At 57.8% G+C, this 13,668-nt stretch carries 13 protein-coding genes and 3 tRNA genes; 6 read left to right on the forward strand and 10 right to left on the reverse strand.

What is annotated here, in order from left to right; translation table 11 throughout:
* Window positions 1–14: 14 nt before the first annotated feature.
* From ACR0AZ_RS04405 to ACR0AZ_RS04415, 3 genes are all read right to left on the reverse strand, one after another.
* Window positions 15–89: transfer RNA gene (locus tag ACR0AZ_RS04405), tRNA-Asn, on the reverse strand.
* Window positions 90–205: 116 nt separating this feature from the next.
* Window positions 206–280 (reverse strand) — tRNA-Asn (locus ACR0AZ_RS04410).
* A gap of 77 nt (window positions 281–357) precedes the next feature.
* Window positions 358–1,272 (reverse strand): MBL fold metallo-hydrolase, encoded by a 915-nt coding sequence (locus ACR0AZ_RS04415; RefSeq protein WP_480469683.1) that lies wholly within the window; start codon window positions 1,270–1,272, stop codon window positions 358–360.
* Between the two features lie 44 nt (window positions 1,273–1,316).
* On the opposite strand from ACR0AZ_RS04415, the gene ACR0AZ_RS04420 reads away from it, so the two are divergent.
* A complete protein-coding gene (locus ACR0AZ_RS04420) occupies window positions 1,317–2,636 on the forward strand; it encodes an ATP-binding protein (RefSeq protein WP_480666854.1) in 1,320 nt (439 codons plus the stop codon).
* Between the two features lie 2 nt (window positions 2,637–2,638).
* Here ACR0AZ_RS04420 and ACR0AZ_RS04425 read toward each other — a convergent pair.
* Window positions 2,639–2,715, reverse strand: a tRNA-Ile gene (locus ACR0AZ_RS04425).
* A 107-nt stretch (window positions 2,716–2,822) separates the two neighbouring features.
* On the opposite strand from ACR0AZ_RS04425, the gene purM reads away from it, so the two are divergent.
* The 3 genes from purM to rnd all read left to right on the forward strand — a co-directional run bounded on the left by purM (window position 2,823) and on the right by rnd (window position 5,732).
* Entirely contained in the window at window positions 2,823–3,869 is a 1,047-nt protein-coding gene (purM, locus tag ACR0AZ_RS04430) for a phosphoribosylformylglycinamidine cyclo-ligase (protein ID WP_480469685.1), read from the forward strand.
* On the forward strand, window positions 3,866–4,462 hold the full coding sequence (gene purN / locus ACR0AZ_RS04435) for a phosphoribosylglycinamide formyltransferase (RefSeq protein WP_480469686.1): 597 nt from the start codon (window positions 3,866–3,868) through the stop codon (window positions 4,460–4,462). Before purM ends, purN begins: the two co-directional genes overlap by 4 nt.
* A 112-nt stretch (window positions 4,463–4,574) precedes the next feature.
* Window positions 4,575–5,732, forward strand: a complete 1,158-nt coding sequence (gene rnd, locus ACR0AZ_RS04440; protein WP_480469687.1) for a ribonuclease D — start codon at window positions 4,575–4,577, stop codon at window positions 5,730–5,732.
* On the opposite strand, the gene ACR0AZ_RS04445 is transcribed toward rnd, so the two are convergent.
* Window positions 5,729–6,253, reverse strand: a complete 525-nt coding sequence (locus ACR0AZ_RS04445; protein ID WP_480469688.1) for a hypothetical protein — start codon at window positions 6,251–6,253, stop codon at window positions 5,729–5,731. The two genes, rnd and ACR0AZ_RS04445, sit on opposite strands and share 4 nt — an antisense overlap.
* A 140-nt stretch (window positions 6,254–6,393) precedes the next feature.
* Between ACR0AZ_RS04445 and ACR0AZ_RS04450 the strand changes: the two genes are divergently transcribed.
* Window positions 6,394–6,804 carry a SufE family protein gene (locus ACR0AZ_RS04450; protein ID WP_480657508.1) on the forward strand — a complete coding sequence of 137 codons (411 nt, stop codon included), beginning with the start codon at window positions 6,394–6,396 and terminating at the stop codon, window positions 6,802–6,804.
* A gap of 3 nt (window positions 6,805–6,807) precedes the next feature.
* Here ACR0AZ_RS04450 and ACR0AZ_RS04455 read toward each other — a convergent pair whose 3' ends face one another.
* Together ACR0AZ_RS04455 and ACR0AZ_RS04460 are read right to left on the reverse strand one after the other, a co-directional pair.
* Window positions 6,808–7,467, reverse strand: a complete 660-nt coding sequence (locus ACR0AZ_RS04455) for a DUF1638 domain-containing protein (RefSeq protein ID WP_480666855.1) — start codon at window positions 7,465–7,467, stop codon at window positions 6,808–6,810.
* Between the two features lie 101 nt (window positions 7,468–7,568).
* Window positions 7,569–8,267 (reverse strand): corrinoid protein, encoded by a 699-nt coding sequence (locus tag ACR0AZ_RS04460; protein ID WP_480469691.1) that lies wholly within the window; start codon window positions 8,265–8,267, stop codon window positions 7,569–7,571.
* A 318-nt stretch (window positions 8,268–8,585) separates the two neighbouring features.
* Between ACR0AZ_RS04460 and ACR0AZ_RS04465 the strand changes: the two genes are divergently transcribed.
* Window positions 8,586–9,653 carry a PA0069 family radical SAM protein gene (locus ACR0AZ_RS04465; RefSeq protein WP_480469692.1) on the forward strand — a complete coding sequence of 356 codons (1,068 nt, stop codon included), beginning with the start codon at window positions 8,586–8,588 and terminating at the stop codon, window positions 9,651–9,653.
* Window positions 9,654–9,659: 6 nt separating this feature from the next.
* Here the strand turns inward: ACR0AZ_RS04465 and ACR0AZ_RS04470 are convergent, their stop codons facing one another.
* The 3 genes from ACR0AZ_RS04470 to gltX all read right to left on the reverse strand — a co-directional run bounded on the left by ACR0AZ_RS04470 (window position 9,660) and on the right by gltX (window position 13,602).
* Complete coding sequence (locus tag ACR0AZ_RS04470) at window positions 9,660–10,601, reverse strand: autotransporter outer membrane beta-barrel domain-containing protein (RefSeq protein WP_480469693.1); 942 nt, start codon at window positions 10,599–10,601, stop codon at window positions 9,660–9,662.
* A gap of 183 nt (window positions 10,602–10,784) precedes the next feature.
* The gene (gene gltA, locus ACR0AZ_RS04475; RefSeq protein ID WP_480469694.1) at window positions 10,785–12,080 is read right to left on the reverse strand and encodes a citrate synthase; all 1,296 of its coding nucleotides are present in this window, start codon (window positions 12,078–12,080) and stop codon (window positions 10,785–10,787) included.
* Window positions 12,081–12,201: 121 nt separating this feature from the next.
* Complete coding sequence (gene gltX / locus ACR0AZ_RS04480) at window positions 12,202–13,602, reverse strand: glutamate--tRNA ligase (protein ID WP_480666856.1); 1,401 nt, start codon at window positions 13,600–13,602, stop codon at window positions 12,202–12,204.
* Between the last annotated feature and the right edge of the window lie 66 nt (window positions 13,603–13,668).

Consider the following 13,668-nt stretch of genomic DNA (forward strand, 5'->3'; position numbering starts at 1 on the left):
CAGTTTGGGAAGAATGGCTCCGGCGGTAGGGATCGAACCTACGACCAATTGATTAACAGTCAACTGCTCTACCGCTGAGCTACGCCGGAACGGTTCGCGCCGTATAGCAACCTGTATCTGCGCCGTCCAGAGGGCGTTGGAGTTTTTTCGACGAAAAAACTTGCCAGTGGCAAACGATGCAAATCTAGCTGATTTTGGGAAGATTTGGCTCCGGCGGTAGGGATCGAACCTACGACCAATTGATTAACAGTCAACTGCTCTACCGCTGAGCTACGCCGGAACTGAGGGGCGTATAACAACAGCAATTTTCGCCGTCCAGAGAGGAAGTGCATAGCTGACGAAAAATTTTTTGCGAGCTCATACGAGACGCCTGAAACGCGCACCGGCAGACAGGTCACCCTGGGGCGCAACGCGGGATTTGCCGGTCAGATCGACCAGATGGGCGAACACATTGCGCTCAGCCGCGGGAAGCAGTGCTTTTGGGGTTTCGACGTAGATCTGCTCAGCCAGCCCCTGAGCCGTCGCGGGGCCTTGCGACAACGCATCAAGAATCTGAGTTTCTCTTTGCAATCTGTGTTCAATCAGCCAATCCAGACGTTCGGCGGGGTTTGTGATCGGCGCTCCATGACCTGAGTGGAAAACCGACCAGTTGCGCGCGCGCAGGCGACGGCAAGCAGCCATGAAATCCGTCAGGTCTCCATCCGGAGGGGAAACCAAGGAACTGGCCCAACCCATGACATGATCCGCTGTGAAACAGATATCGCCCCAGGCAAACGCGATGTGATTGCCCAGATGACCTGGCGTATGGATGACTTCCAGCTCCCAGCTGTCGGTCGCGATCACCTCACCATCTTCAAGTTCGACATCAGGGCGGAAATCGGTATCGATTCCCTCTCCACCACCTGCAAGACCATTTTGCGCCAGCTGCGTCATGACGGCGCTGCGTCCTGCCTGAGGCCCTCCGAAGGCGAGAATCGGAGCGCCTGTGTGTGCCGATAACGGGGCGGCTAGCGGAGAGTGGTCCAGATGGGTGTGGGTGACAAAGATATGGCTGATCCGCTGCCCCGGTTTCAGGGCAGCCAGGATTGCGTCGAGATGGGCATCGCTCAGCGGACCGGGGTCGATCACCGCGATGTCTTTATCCCCCAGAAGATAAGTGTTTGTCCCGCGATAGGTCATCGGAGATGGGTTGGGCGCGAGCAATCGGCTCAGGCCCGGCGAAAGCTCATGAATCTGTCCGGGAGTTGGGTTGAAATCGTCGGGAGCCTGCATCGTGACCTCTTCCTCTTACCCGGGCGGCCCGCTAGGTTTAGCCCATGTCGACGCAATGGCTCAAACCCTATATGCCGCGCAGCCTATATGCGCGTGCAGCGCTGATCCTGGTGCTGCCGGTCATTGTTGTCTTGTTGGTTGTTTCCATTGCCTTTCTGCAGAAACACCTCGAGGAAGTCACGGCACAGATGACCCGCGCCGCCGCGCGTGAGGTCATGCTGGTGCTGGATCTCATGCAGGGGACGGAGACCCAGCAACAAGCGTTGGCTGCGGCGCGCACGGAGCTGTCGGTTCTGGATATGAGGGCCCGGTTTCTGCCTTTAAACGAGGAACCGCAGAGTGAATCGCGCCGATGGTACGATTTCATCGCGCCGCAGGTGGATACCGAGATGCGCGCCCTGATTCCCGAACTTCAGGAAATCGCATTGCCCAATGGCAATGAGGTCCGTCTGTATCTGGCGACCGATCTTGGAACGCTTGAATTGAGCTTTGATCGTCGGCGTCTGTCGCCCACCGCCCCGCATCAGTTGATCGTGACGATGGTGTTCTTTGCAGGTTTGATGACCTCCATCTCATTCCTCTATATGCGCAATCAGCTGCGCCCGATCACCCGGCTTGCCGATGCGGCTCAGGCGTTTGGACGTGGCCGTGTCGTGCCTTATACGCCCGGCGGCGCGATCGAGGTGCGGGCAGCAGGAAGCGCGTTTGTCGATATGCGCGCCCGGATTGAGCGGCAGATCGAACAGCGCACGCTTATGCTGTCTGGGGTCAGCCATGATCTGCGAACTCCGCTTACCCGGCTCAAACTGGGGCTGTCGCTGTTGCCAGAGGATGAAGCGGCACCACTGCAGAAGGACGTCGATGAAATGCAGTCGCTGCTGGATGCGTTCCTTGAGTTCTCGCGAGGAGCTGCAGAAAGCGCACCCGAAGCAGTCGACCCCGAAACCTGGTTGAGTCAGATCGTCGATGATGCGCAGCGGGCCGGGCAGCAGGTCGAGCTGGTATCCGTCGAAGGGCAGGGCTGTGCAATGTTACGCCCAACAGCCATGCGTCGGGCTGTTGAAAATCTGATCGGAAACGCGATCCGTTATGGAAACAAAGCCGAAGTCAGCCTGCACATGACACCAAAGTCGCTGCGGATCAGGGTCGAGGATGACGGCCCCGGCATTCCGGCCGAACAACGTACAGAAGCGGTGAAACCCTTTACCCGACTCGATCCTGCACGAAATCAGAATCAGGGCAGCGGCGTTGGCCTTGGCCTTGCCATCGTGGCCGATATCGCACGCGTTCATGGTGGTACTCTGCGGTTGGGCAGCAGCAAAAAATTGGGTGGGCTTTGTGCGGATATCGTGATTGGGCGGTGATTTGGTAGGCCCGGCAGGACTTGAACCCGCAACCAAAGCGTTATGAGCGCTCTGCTCTAACCAATTGAGCTACAGGCCCGCCATGTCGCCTTGGGTATCACGATCAGCCCCCGCGTCAAGCCTGACCGTTGCAACATGTTGCACAATAGAATAACCCGCGCGCAAAGCACTCATGAGGGATTGGCCATGACAGCGGGCAAGAACGGAATCACCTACGCCGATGCGGGTGTCGATATCGATGCAGGGAACGCTCTGGTCGACCGAATCAAGCCTGCAGCCAAGCGGACCAATCGCTCGGGCGTAATGAGCGGGCTGGGTGGATTTGGTGCTCTGTTCGACCTCAAGGCGGCAGGGTACGAAGATCCGATCTTGGTCGGCGCAACCGATGGTGTTGGCACCAAACTGCGGATTGCAATCGACACCGGCGTTGTTGATGGCGTTGGCATCGATCTGGTGGCCATGTGCGTCAACGATCTGATCTGTCAGGGGGCCGAGCCGCTGTTCTTCCTTGATTATTTTGCCACCGGAAAACTCGATACAGACACTGCCGCGCGCATCATCGAAGGTATCGCCGAAGGTTGCGTTCAGTCCGGGTGTGCTCTCATTGGTGGCGAAACAGCCGAAATGCCGGGCATGTATCCGGATGGCGATTTCGATCTGGCCGGGTTCTCGGTCGGTGCGATGGAACGGGGCACAGCGCTGCCGGAAGGCGTGCAGCAGGGGGATGTTCTGCTGGGCTTGGCCTCGAACGGGGTGCATTCCAACGGCTATTCTCTGGTGCGCAAGCTGGTCGAGATTTCGGGACTGGGCTGGGATGCCGCTTCACCCTTCGGCGACGGGACGCTGGGCGAGGCGCTGCTGACTCCAACGCGGCTTTACGTTCAGCCTGCGCTGCAGGCGCTCCGGGCAGGGGGCGTACATGCGTTGGCTCATATCACAGGCGGTGGCCTGACCGAAAACCTGCCGCGCGTGCTGCCCGAAGACCTTGGGGCCGAGGTCGATCTGGACGCATGGGAATTGCCCGCGGTCTTCAACTGGATGGCGGAAACTGGCGGGATTGCCGAGGCAGAAATGCTCAAGACCTTCAACTGCGGCATCGGCATGATCGTGGTCTGCGCAGCGGACCAGGCCGAGGGGCTGGAGGCTCTGCTGGCTGACGCAGGCGAAACCGTCTCGCGAATCGGCATCGTCACTGACGCGCCGGGTGTCGCCTATTCGGGCAAGCTGCTGTGAGCCATAAACGCGTCGCCATCCTGATTTCCGGGGGCGGCTCGAACATGCTGTCACTGGTCGACAGCATGACTGGTGATCATCCGGCGCGCCCCTGTCTGGTCTTGTCTAACGATGCCGAGGCAGGTGGCCTGAAAAAAGCGGCTGAACGGGGCATCCCGACGGCTGCGGTTGATCACCGCCCCTTTGGCAAGGACCGAACCGCGTTCGAGGCTGAATTGTTGAAACCTCTGCTTGAGGCCGAGCCTGATATCGTCTGCCTTGCCGGGTTCATGCGGGTTTTGACCGGGGATTTCGTTTCGCGGTTTCAGGGACGCATGCTGAATATTCACCCGTCGCTGCTGCCCAAATACAAGGGACTGAACACCCATGCGCGTGCGATCGAGGCTGGTGATACCGAACATGGTTGCACCGTCCACGAAGTGACGGCCGCACTGGATGATGGCCCGATTCTGGGGCAGGCCTGCGTAGGGATCGAACCCGGCGACACACCTGAAACCCTCGCCGCGCGTGTGCTGACATGGGAACATAAACTCTATCCAGCAGTGTTGCAGAGGTATTCTCTGGGCAACACCGACCCGGTTCTTTTGCCCTGACCCGCACGGGTGATTTACACGCGCCGATTATTCGTCTTATGGTCGCATATCGCTCGGGATGAGGACAAAACGGGCAGCAACAAAAACCATAAAAGCAAGAACACAACGGCGCATGAAAACCCTGACAACGACGCAAGAGCTGGCCGCTTTCTGCACGGCCGCTGCGGACCATCCCTACGTCACCGTGGATACAGAGTTTCTGCGCGAACGAACCTATTATTCCAAGCTGTGCCTCGTACAGCTTGCGGTGCCTTCAGATGATGAAGACAGTGCGGTGCTGGTCGATCCTTTGGCCGATGGCATGTCGCTGGACCCGTTGTACGAACTGTTCCGCAACGAGAACGTAGTCAAAGTCTTTCATGCGGCTCGTCAGGACCTTGAGATTTTCTGGGTTGATGCCGGTGTTTTCCCGACCCCTCTGTTTGACACTCAGGTGGCGGCTATGGTTTGCGGCTTCGGCGAGCAGGTGGGGTATGAGACCCTTGTACGCAAGATCTGCAAGGAAGGCGTCGACAAGACCTCTCGGTTCACGGACTGGTCGCGTCGCCCGTTGAGCGATGCGCAAAAGTCCTATGCGCTGGCGGACGTGACCCATTTGCGGCGCATCTATGAATACCTCGCGGCCGAGTTGGAGAAGACCCGGCGAGATCATTGGGTTGCCGAAGAGTTGCGCATTCTGACCCGCTCTGAAACCTATGATATCCGCCCTGAGGAGGCTTGGCGGCGGGTCAAAACACGCACAAACTCGGCCAAATTTCTGGCAGTTGTGCGGGAACTGGCAGAGTTCCGCGAAGCCTATGCGCAGGAAAACAACGTTCCGCGCAGTCGGGTGTTCAAAGATGATGCGCTGATCGAGATGGCCTCGATCAAGCCGAAATCATCTTCGGATCTGGGTGGTTCGCGTATGCTGTTGCGCGAGGCACGCAAGGGTCCGATAGCGGACGGGATTCTGGCAGCGGTGAAGCGGGGCGTGAACTGCCCGCCGGACCAATTGCCGAAGGTGGATAACAGCCGCGACAAGTTGAAGGTCAATCCGGCTTTGGCCGATTTGTTGCGCGTGCTTCTGAAGTCCAAGACAGAAAGCGCAGGTGTGGCCGCGAAACTGATCGCTTCCAGCGCTGATCTGGATCAGATCGCTGCCGGTGAACGTGAAGTACCTGCACTATCTGGCTGGCGGTTCGAGGTGTTCGGCGAAGACGCCCTGAAACTGTGCGACGGCAAGATCGCCTTGGCGGCTAAAGGGCAGGCGGTGCGTGTGGTTTCGCTTTAGCGGCGGCGGGATTCCAGCGCGTTCTGCGCACCTTTGACCCGAACCAACCGGATGCCTTCCAGCTCCTGCGTGCTGACGGTGACAGCCTCAGAGACCATACGCGACCGCACATTGCCCTGAACTGTGGCGTATTCTGGGTAATCCACGCGGAAAGTGAATTCCATCACGCCATTTTTGCTCAACTCTTCTGACCGGACCCGCGCCAACTGAGCGTTGAACGCCCCCTGACGGATCGCTGTGCCTGCGGCATAGATAATGGCACCTGTCGGGGTGGGATCGATGCGGAGTTCATCAATGATGGCGATCGGCACACTGTTATCCTCGGCCTCGGGTCGGGCAAACAAGCCGCTGCCATCGCTTTGCTCGGGGACGAGGGCGTTTGCATCATCGACCGAGTACTCCACTGGAGCCGGGGTGCTGTTGCCAAACCAGTTCGACGGGTTCACTCGGGAATCGCGCCATCCGCTGCACGCGGACAGAAACATCGAGGCGACCAGAAGAACAGACAGAGTTTTGTGCATGGACCCAACACTTTGCGCAACTTTACCACCATCGGGTTAACGCAAATTCAGCGGCTTGAAAAGGCACGCTAGGGGCTGGACAGCGGGGAAAGCTGGACATAGTTCACATTTGTGATCGCTCAACGCAAGGACAGCCCATCATGGCCACGCCAGCCTTTGAAGAAATTGTCGAAGATTTCGAGTTCCTGGAAGACTGGGAAGATCGCTATCGCCATGTGATCGAACAGGGCAAAGCAATGGAGCCTCTGGACGAAGCGTTCAAAGTACCTGCCACCAAAGTGACCGGTTGCGCCAGTCAGGTTTGGTTGCACCCAACTATAGAGGATGGCCGGTTCCGTTTCGACGGAGATAGCGACGCGCTGATCGTACGTGGCCTCATTGCAGTGCTGCGCACGCTCTACAACGGCTTGTCGGTGGCCGAGGTGCCGAAGGTGGACGCGGGTGGAGAGTTGGCGCGGCTGGGCCTGCACGACCACCTTTCGGCGCAACGTTCGAACGGTTTGCGGGCGATGATTGAGCGTATTCGCGAGGTTGCGTTAGCGAGCGCCTGACGATCAGCCGCGCGCGGCCCATTCCGACAAAGTGACCTCCAGATCGCCATAACCGGTCAGGCGGCGCTCGAACTCAAGGCCCATGCGGTCGGCACAATCCTGTGCGCGGCGTGTCAGTTCAGGATCGTCGGTCTGTGCCTGATAGACGAGTTTGGTGTAGTTGCCGAAATACATGTCCCGCAGTTCTGGATGACGGTCCAGCCCGAGGGGTTTCCAGACGAAAGCATCGAATTGCCGGGCCAGAAAGTCGGTCAGATAAAATGCGGTGGTTTCGTCGTCGCTATGGGCGGCAAACGCCGCATTGCCTTCAAAGAAAGAATAGCAATGGGGCCCCTTGATCATCTCGACGCCTAGTTTTTTGCACGCAGCCTGAAGCAATCCGCCGGTGCCGCAATCGGCATAGACAATATATATGCGGTCGTAGTTGTCGCGATGTTTGGCAACGGCGTCTTCGACCGCCTGCGTGATCTTCTCAGGATGGACGTGTAGAATCGCCGGCAGGCAGGTCAGCGCGATGTGATCCCAACCATTGCGTTCTTTGAGGTCCAGAATCTCGCGCGCCAGTGCGCCGCAGGCAATCAGCAGAATGGATTCGGCTGCACGCGTTGTGGCATAGCCCTGACGAGTCAGGCTCTCATCATCTGGAAGGGGGGTTTCGGTCATCTGAACGCGCCTCCGGGGCTGATATTGATATAGGTACGCATCGCCAGAACGAAAAAGGCCGCCCCTGATTGGACGGCCTGTCTCACAGCATGGTCTGTGCCTCAGCCGGCCAGTTGATTGTGCCTGCGTGACATGAAGTCTTTGGCCATTTCCACGGCTACAGCAGCATCACGGCAGTAACCGTCTGCACCGATGGCTTTTCCGAATTCTTCGTTCAGCGGAGCACCACCGACCAGTACCACGTATTCCTCACGCAGACCCTGCTCGACCATCGTGTCGATCACGACCTTCATGTAGGGCATGGTGGTCGTCAGCAGAGCCGACATGCCCAGAATGTCGGGCTTTTCGTTTTCCAGTGCTTCCAGGTAGTTCTCGACCGGGTTGTTGATGCCGAGATCCACAACTTCGAACCCTGCGCCTTCCATCATCATCGCCACAAGGTTTTTGCCGATGTCATGGATGTCGCCCTTGACGGTGCCGATGACCATCTTGCCGACGCGCGGCGCGCCTGTTTCGGCCAGCAGGGGCTTCAGGATTGACATGCCGCCTTTCATGGCATTGGCGGCCAGAAGCACTTCGGGAACGAACAGGATGCCGTCGCGGAAGTCGTGCCCCACGATGGTCATGCCACCGACGAGGGCTTTGGTCAGGATGTCGTAAGGCTGCCACCCGCGTTCCAGCAGGATATTCACACCTTCTTCGATTTCCTCTTTCAGGCCGTCATACAGGTCATCGAACATCTGTTCGACAAGTTCGTCGTCGTTGAGTTCGGACAGGATGATGTCTTCTTCGTCGGACATGGGGCATTTCCCTGAGCTTGGCGGGCGCTCGGCCCGTGGTGGCATTTTTTTTGTTTTGGCCATTTCGTCGCAGTTCTACTGTGACGATTGCGACCTCGGCGGATACGGGACCGACCTATAGGTCGAATTATCACGGTCAGCGAGGTAATTTTTTGCAAGATCATCCTGCAGCTTTCTCATCTTCTGCGTCAGGCTGATGTTTTTTGTCGAATTTTCTGGCCGGTTTGGACGCTCGCCAGGCCGATATGCTCGGAATCAAGCACTTGTCAGTGTTTGGAGTTTCGACTAAATCTGAAATAAAGAACAAAGAGAGAACATATGCCAGCCCAACCAAAGCGTTCGGGGCGCGGGGCCGCTTCCAATGCCACGGGCCGGTTTGAGCGTTTTACAACCGAAACAACAGATGATGGCTGGGACTTGCCGGAGGACCTGCCCCCCCTGCGTACCGAAGTCAGGGATGAGATCGCGCACACGTTTATCACCTATAACAAGTCCCCGGATTTGCCCTTTGATTGCTCTATCAACCCGTACCGAGGATGCGAACATGGCTGTGTTTACTGTTTTGCCCGCCCGACGCATGCCTATCTCGGCTTGTCACCCGGGTTGGATTTCGAAACACGTCTGATCGCCCGTCCAAACGCGGCGGAAATCCTCAGGCGAGAGCTGTCTACGCGCAGATACAAAGTGGCGACGATTGCGCTTGGAACCAACACCGATCCATACCAGCCGATTGAGAAAAACCGCGAGATAACAAGAGAGTGTTTGAGGGTTCTGAGTGAATTTCATCACCCTGTGGGGATCGTAACCAAAGGTGCTCTGGTTGAGCGTGATCTGGATATTCTTGCCCCCATGGCGCGCAAGAATCTGGTGCGTGTCGGTATTTCTTTGACCACGCTTGATCCATCCCTGTCGCGCAAGATGGAACCGCGCGCACCGTCACCGCTGCGCCGGTTGCGTATGATCCAGAGATTGACCGAAGCCGGCGTGCCGGTGCGCGTCATGACCTCTCCGATTGTGCCGGGGCTGACCGATCACGAGCTAGAGCATTTGCTTGAGGCCGGTCAGGAAGCTGGTGCAGATGCCGCCAGCTGGATCATGCTGCGACTGCCCCGCGAAGTCTCGGCTTTGTGGCAGGAATGGTTGGATCTGCATGAACCGGGCAGAGCGGCGAAAGTTATGGAGCGATTGCGCGAAATGCACGGGGGCAGGGACTATGACCCGCGATGGGGGCACAGGATGCGAGGAGAGGGGACCTATGCCCAGATGATCGCTCAGCGTTTCAAAGCGGCCTGCAAAAGGCTGGGGCTCGCGATCAGAACACCGCCGCTCAGCACCGATCACTTCAGGCCCCCGCCGCAGCCCGGAGATCAACTTACGTTGTTCTGAAACGTGTCAAAAGCTGATCCCAAGCCCCACGGTGAAGCCATTCACCGTATCACTACCGTAGTACCGGACCATCAGCCGGGTGGTGGTGACCCAAGGCACCCACGTGTCTGAAAGATCGACCTCGATCCCGCCGCCAACGCGCGCCAACCAATCGGTGCCGAGCACAATCGATTGATCACCGATAAGATAAGAGAGGGACAGATCGCCGACCCAGCGCACAGGCCGTCCGAACATGCGTTTGCCACTGGGGAAACGATATCGGGTCCACAGAACGGCATTGGCTGCGGTCGATTGAATCAGAAGGTCTTCATCATCACCGATGGGCCAATATTCGATATGCGTATAACGCAGGCTGGCTTCAAACTCGCGATCATTTTCAAGCGGCAGATCATAATCGACGGTCAGGGATCCACCTGCACCCCCGGCCCACAATCCTCCGCTTTCGACGAAGTCGCGGTCCAGGCCCAGCCGGTTGGCTATAACTTGCGCCCCGACAGACGCATCGGATTGTGTGCGTCCAATCGAGATGTGCGCCATTGGTGTGAGTTTCCAGCGTTCGCCCAGGTCGAACTGGTACCCGACGCCACCCGTGACGGCGAGACTGGTCCATTTCAACGGAAGGGTCGTGGTGTTGCCCGTGTCGCTGAAAGTGAAGACCGGATCATACCGGGCATAACCGATATATCCTTCAAGATAGAGCGGGATGCCTTCGCTCAAGCGGAACCCTCCACCCAATTGCGCCGATTTAAAGTCGTACTCGCGATTGTCCGTGTTGGATTGCAGTGAAATCGCACTGGCTGAGTCATCCGGGATTCCTGCCAGGCTGAGAACCGCAAGCGAGCCTGCCGCGTATTCGCGCTGTACATCATTAAAGGCGTCTTCCAGCGGTGTCTGTGCGACGGCGGGTAGGCCGATTAACAGGAAAAAAAAGATAATAATGTTACGCATAAGGCCGTATGTCTGAGGAAAATTTCCGTGCGACACTAAGCTCAGCCTTGTTGTCTGCAAAGCTATGGCAAGGCTCCTCGCGCGGATTTCGCACCGGAGACTACATTTCGGTAACACCAAAAGACAAAGCCCCGGAGAACCGGGGCCTTGCTATGGGAACGTCCGATGGACACCACAGAAGAGTTAGCGGTTTTCGATATCCACATAATCCCGCATTGTTTCACCCAGATACAGCTGGCGCGGGCGGCCGATCTTGTTCTGAGGATCGGCAATCATCTCTTTCCACTGACTGACCCAGCCAACGGTGCGCGAAAGCGCGAAGATCGGGGTGAACATCGAGGTCGGGAAGCCCATCGCCTCAAGGATGATGCCCGAATAGAAGTCGACATTCGGGAACAGCTTCTTCTCGGCGAAATAGGGATCTTCCAGCGCCTCGCGCTCAAGTTCCTTCGCGACTTGCAGCTTGGGGTTGTCTTCAACACCAAGCAGATCCAGCACCTCGTCGGCGGACTGCTTCATCACCTTCGCACGCGGGTCGAAGTTCTTGTAGACTCGGTGACCAAAGCCCATCAGGCGGAACGGATCGTTTTTGTCTTTGGCGCGTGCAATGTATTCCGGAATGCGATCGACGGTGCCGATTTCTTCCAGCATCTCAAGACAGGCCTGGTTCGCACCACCATGCGCTGGCCCCCAGAGGCAGGCGATACCGGCAGCGATACAGGCAAACGGGTTGGCACCCGATGACGAGGCCAGACGCACGGTCGAGGTCGAGGCGTTCTGTTCATGATCGGCGTGCAGGGTGAAGATGCGATCCATCGCGCGGCTGAGGATCGGATTGACCTCATATTCCTCGGCTGGAACGCTGAAACACATCCGCAGGAAGTTCGACGCATAGTCTAGATCGTTGCGCGGATACACAAAGGGCTGACCGGTGTGATATTTGTAGGCCCAGGCCGCGATAGTTGGCATCTTGGCGATCAGGCGGTGCGAGGCGACCTCGCGCTGATGCGGGTCCGCGATGTCGGTCGAGTCGTGATAGAACGCGGACATCGCGCCAACCACGCCAACCATGATGGCCATCGGATGGGCGTCACGGCGGAAGCCGCGGTAGAAATACTGCATCTGCTCGTGCAGCATTGTGTGGCGGGTGATCGTGGTCTCGAACTTTTCCAGATCCTTGGACGCCGGAAGCTCTCCGTACAGCAGCAGATAGCAGACTTCGAGGAAATGCGATTTCTCGGCCAGTTGGTCGATCGGGTAACCGCGGTGCAGCAGTTCGCCCTTTTCGCCGTCGATATAGGTGATCGTGCTGTCGCAGCTGGCGGTCGAGGTAAAGCCGGGATCGTAGGTGAACACATCAGCCTGGCTGTAAAGCTTGCGGATGTCGATGACATCTGGGCCAGCGGTGGGTGAGTGTACCGGCAGCTCATAGGTGTTGCCATGGACAGTCAGGGTGGCTGTTTTTTGGCTCTCAGTCATGTGTATCCCTTCTTCATTCATGCGCATGTCGGTTCGCTGTCCGACCAAACGGGCAACGGCTGCGCGCAGTCGCGCAGTCCGGGTCTTAACGGAGCAGCGTTACCCGAATGTGAAACCGGGATCAGGTCGCTGCATCAGAAAGCCGCGCCAGGGTTTCATCCCGCCCAAGCACAAACATCATGTCAAATACCGAAGGTGTGACCGCCCGACCTGCCAGCACCGCACGCAGCGGACCCGCCAGTTTGCCTAACTTAACCCCTTTCGCTTCTGCGAAGGAATTCAGGGCCTCCTCCAGTTCGTTCCGAGACCAGCTAACATTTTGCAGCTGCGGCGTCAATTCTTCCAGTATACCGTCGGATACCGTCGATAGCGCCTTTGCCGCCTTCTCATCAGGGGTGATGGGGCGTGACGTGAGTGCAAAGTGAGCTTTTTCAATGAGTTCCGGGAATGTGCGCGCCCGATCCTTGAGGCAATACATCGCACGTTCCAGATCACCGGATTGTGCATGGGTGAGAGCAGGCAGACCTGCAGCCACCAGATAGGCCTCGATTTCTTGCCGCAGCGCAGCATCATCTGAGATGGCGATGTGCTGACCACAAAGGTTTTCCAGCTTTTTCAGATCGAACCGTGCTGGGCTTTTGCCAATCCCATCCAGATCGAACCACTCCTGCGCCTGCGCGTCGGTGAAGAACTCATCATCGCCATGGCTCCAGCCCAGGCGGGCCAGATAGTTACGCATACCAGCGGCAGGGTAGCCCATCGCCTGATATTCCTGCGCGCCAAGTGCGCCATGGCGTTTCGACAGCTTCTTCCCGTCCGGACCGTGAATCAGCGGAATATGCGCCCAAACCGGAACGTCCCAACCCATCGCCTCATAGATCATCATCTGCCGGGCCGCGTTGTTGAGGTGATCATCCCCCCGGATCACATGGGTCACGCCCATATCATGATCGTCAACCACAACGGCCAGCATGTAGACCGGAGTGCCATCCGAACGCAGCAGGATCATATCGTCGAGCTGATCGTTGCGAATGGTCACATCGCCCTGCACCTGATCGCGGATCATGGTGCTCCCGTCTTGCGGTGCTTTGATGCGGATCACAAAGGGCGCATCCGGATGGGTCGATTCATCTGCATCGCGCCATGGGCTCCGGAACAGGGTCGATTTCCCCTCGGCGTGTGCCTGTTCCCGAAACGCTGCGATTTCGTTCTGCGTCGAGAAACACTTGTAGGCTTTGTCCTCGGCCAGAAGCTGATGCGCCACCTCGGCATGACGATTGGCCCCTTCGAACTGGCTGATGACCTCGCCATCGTGGTCCAGACCCAGCCACTCCATGCCTTTCAGAATCGCGGCTGTCGCCTCAGGGGTCGAGCGTTCGCGGTCGGTATCTTCAATTCGCAACAGGAACTTGCCGCCACGACCCCGTGCATAGAGCCAGTTGAACAAAGCGGTGCGCGCGCCACCGATGTGCAGAAATCCGGTGGGAGAGGGGGCAAAACGGGTGACGACCTGATCGGACATTGTGTGGATTAACCTTTTGGTAACCGTAGCGAGCATAGTTTGGCGACTATCTACCCAGCCCGAAGG

The organism is Ruegeria sp. BE3 (assembly GCF_056538865.1).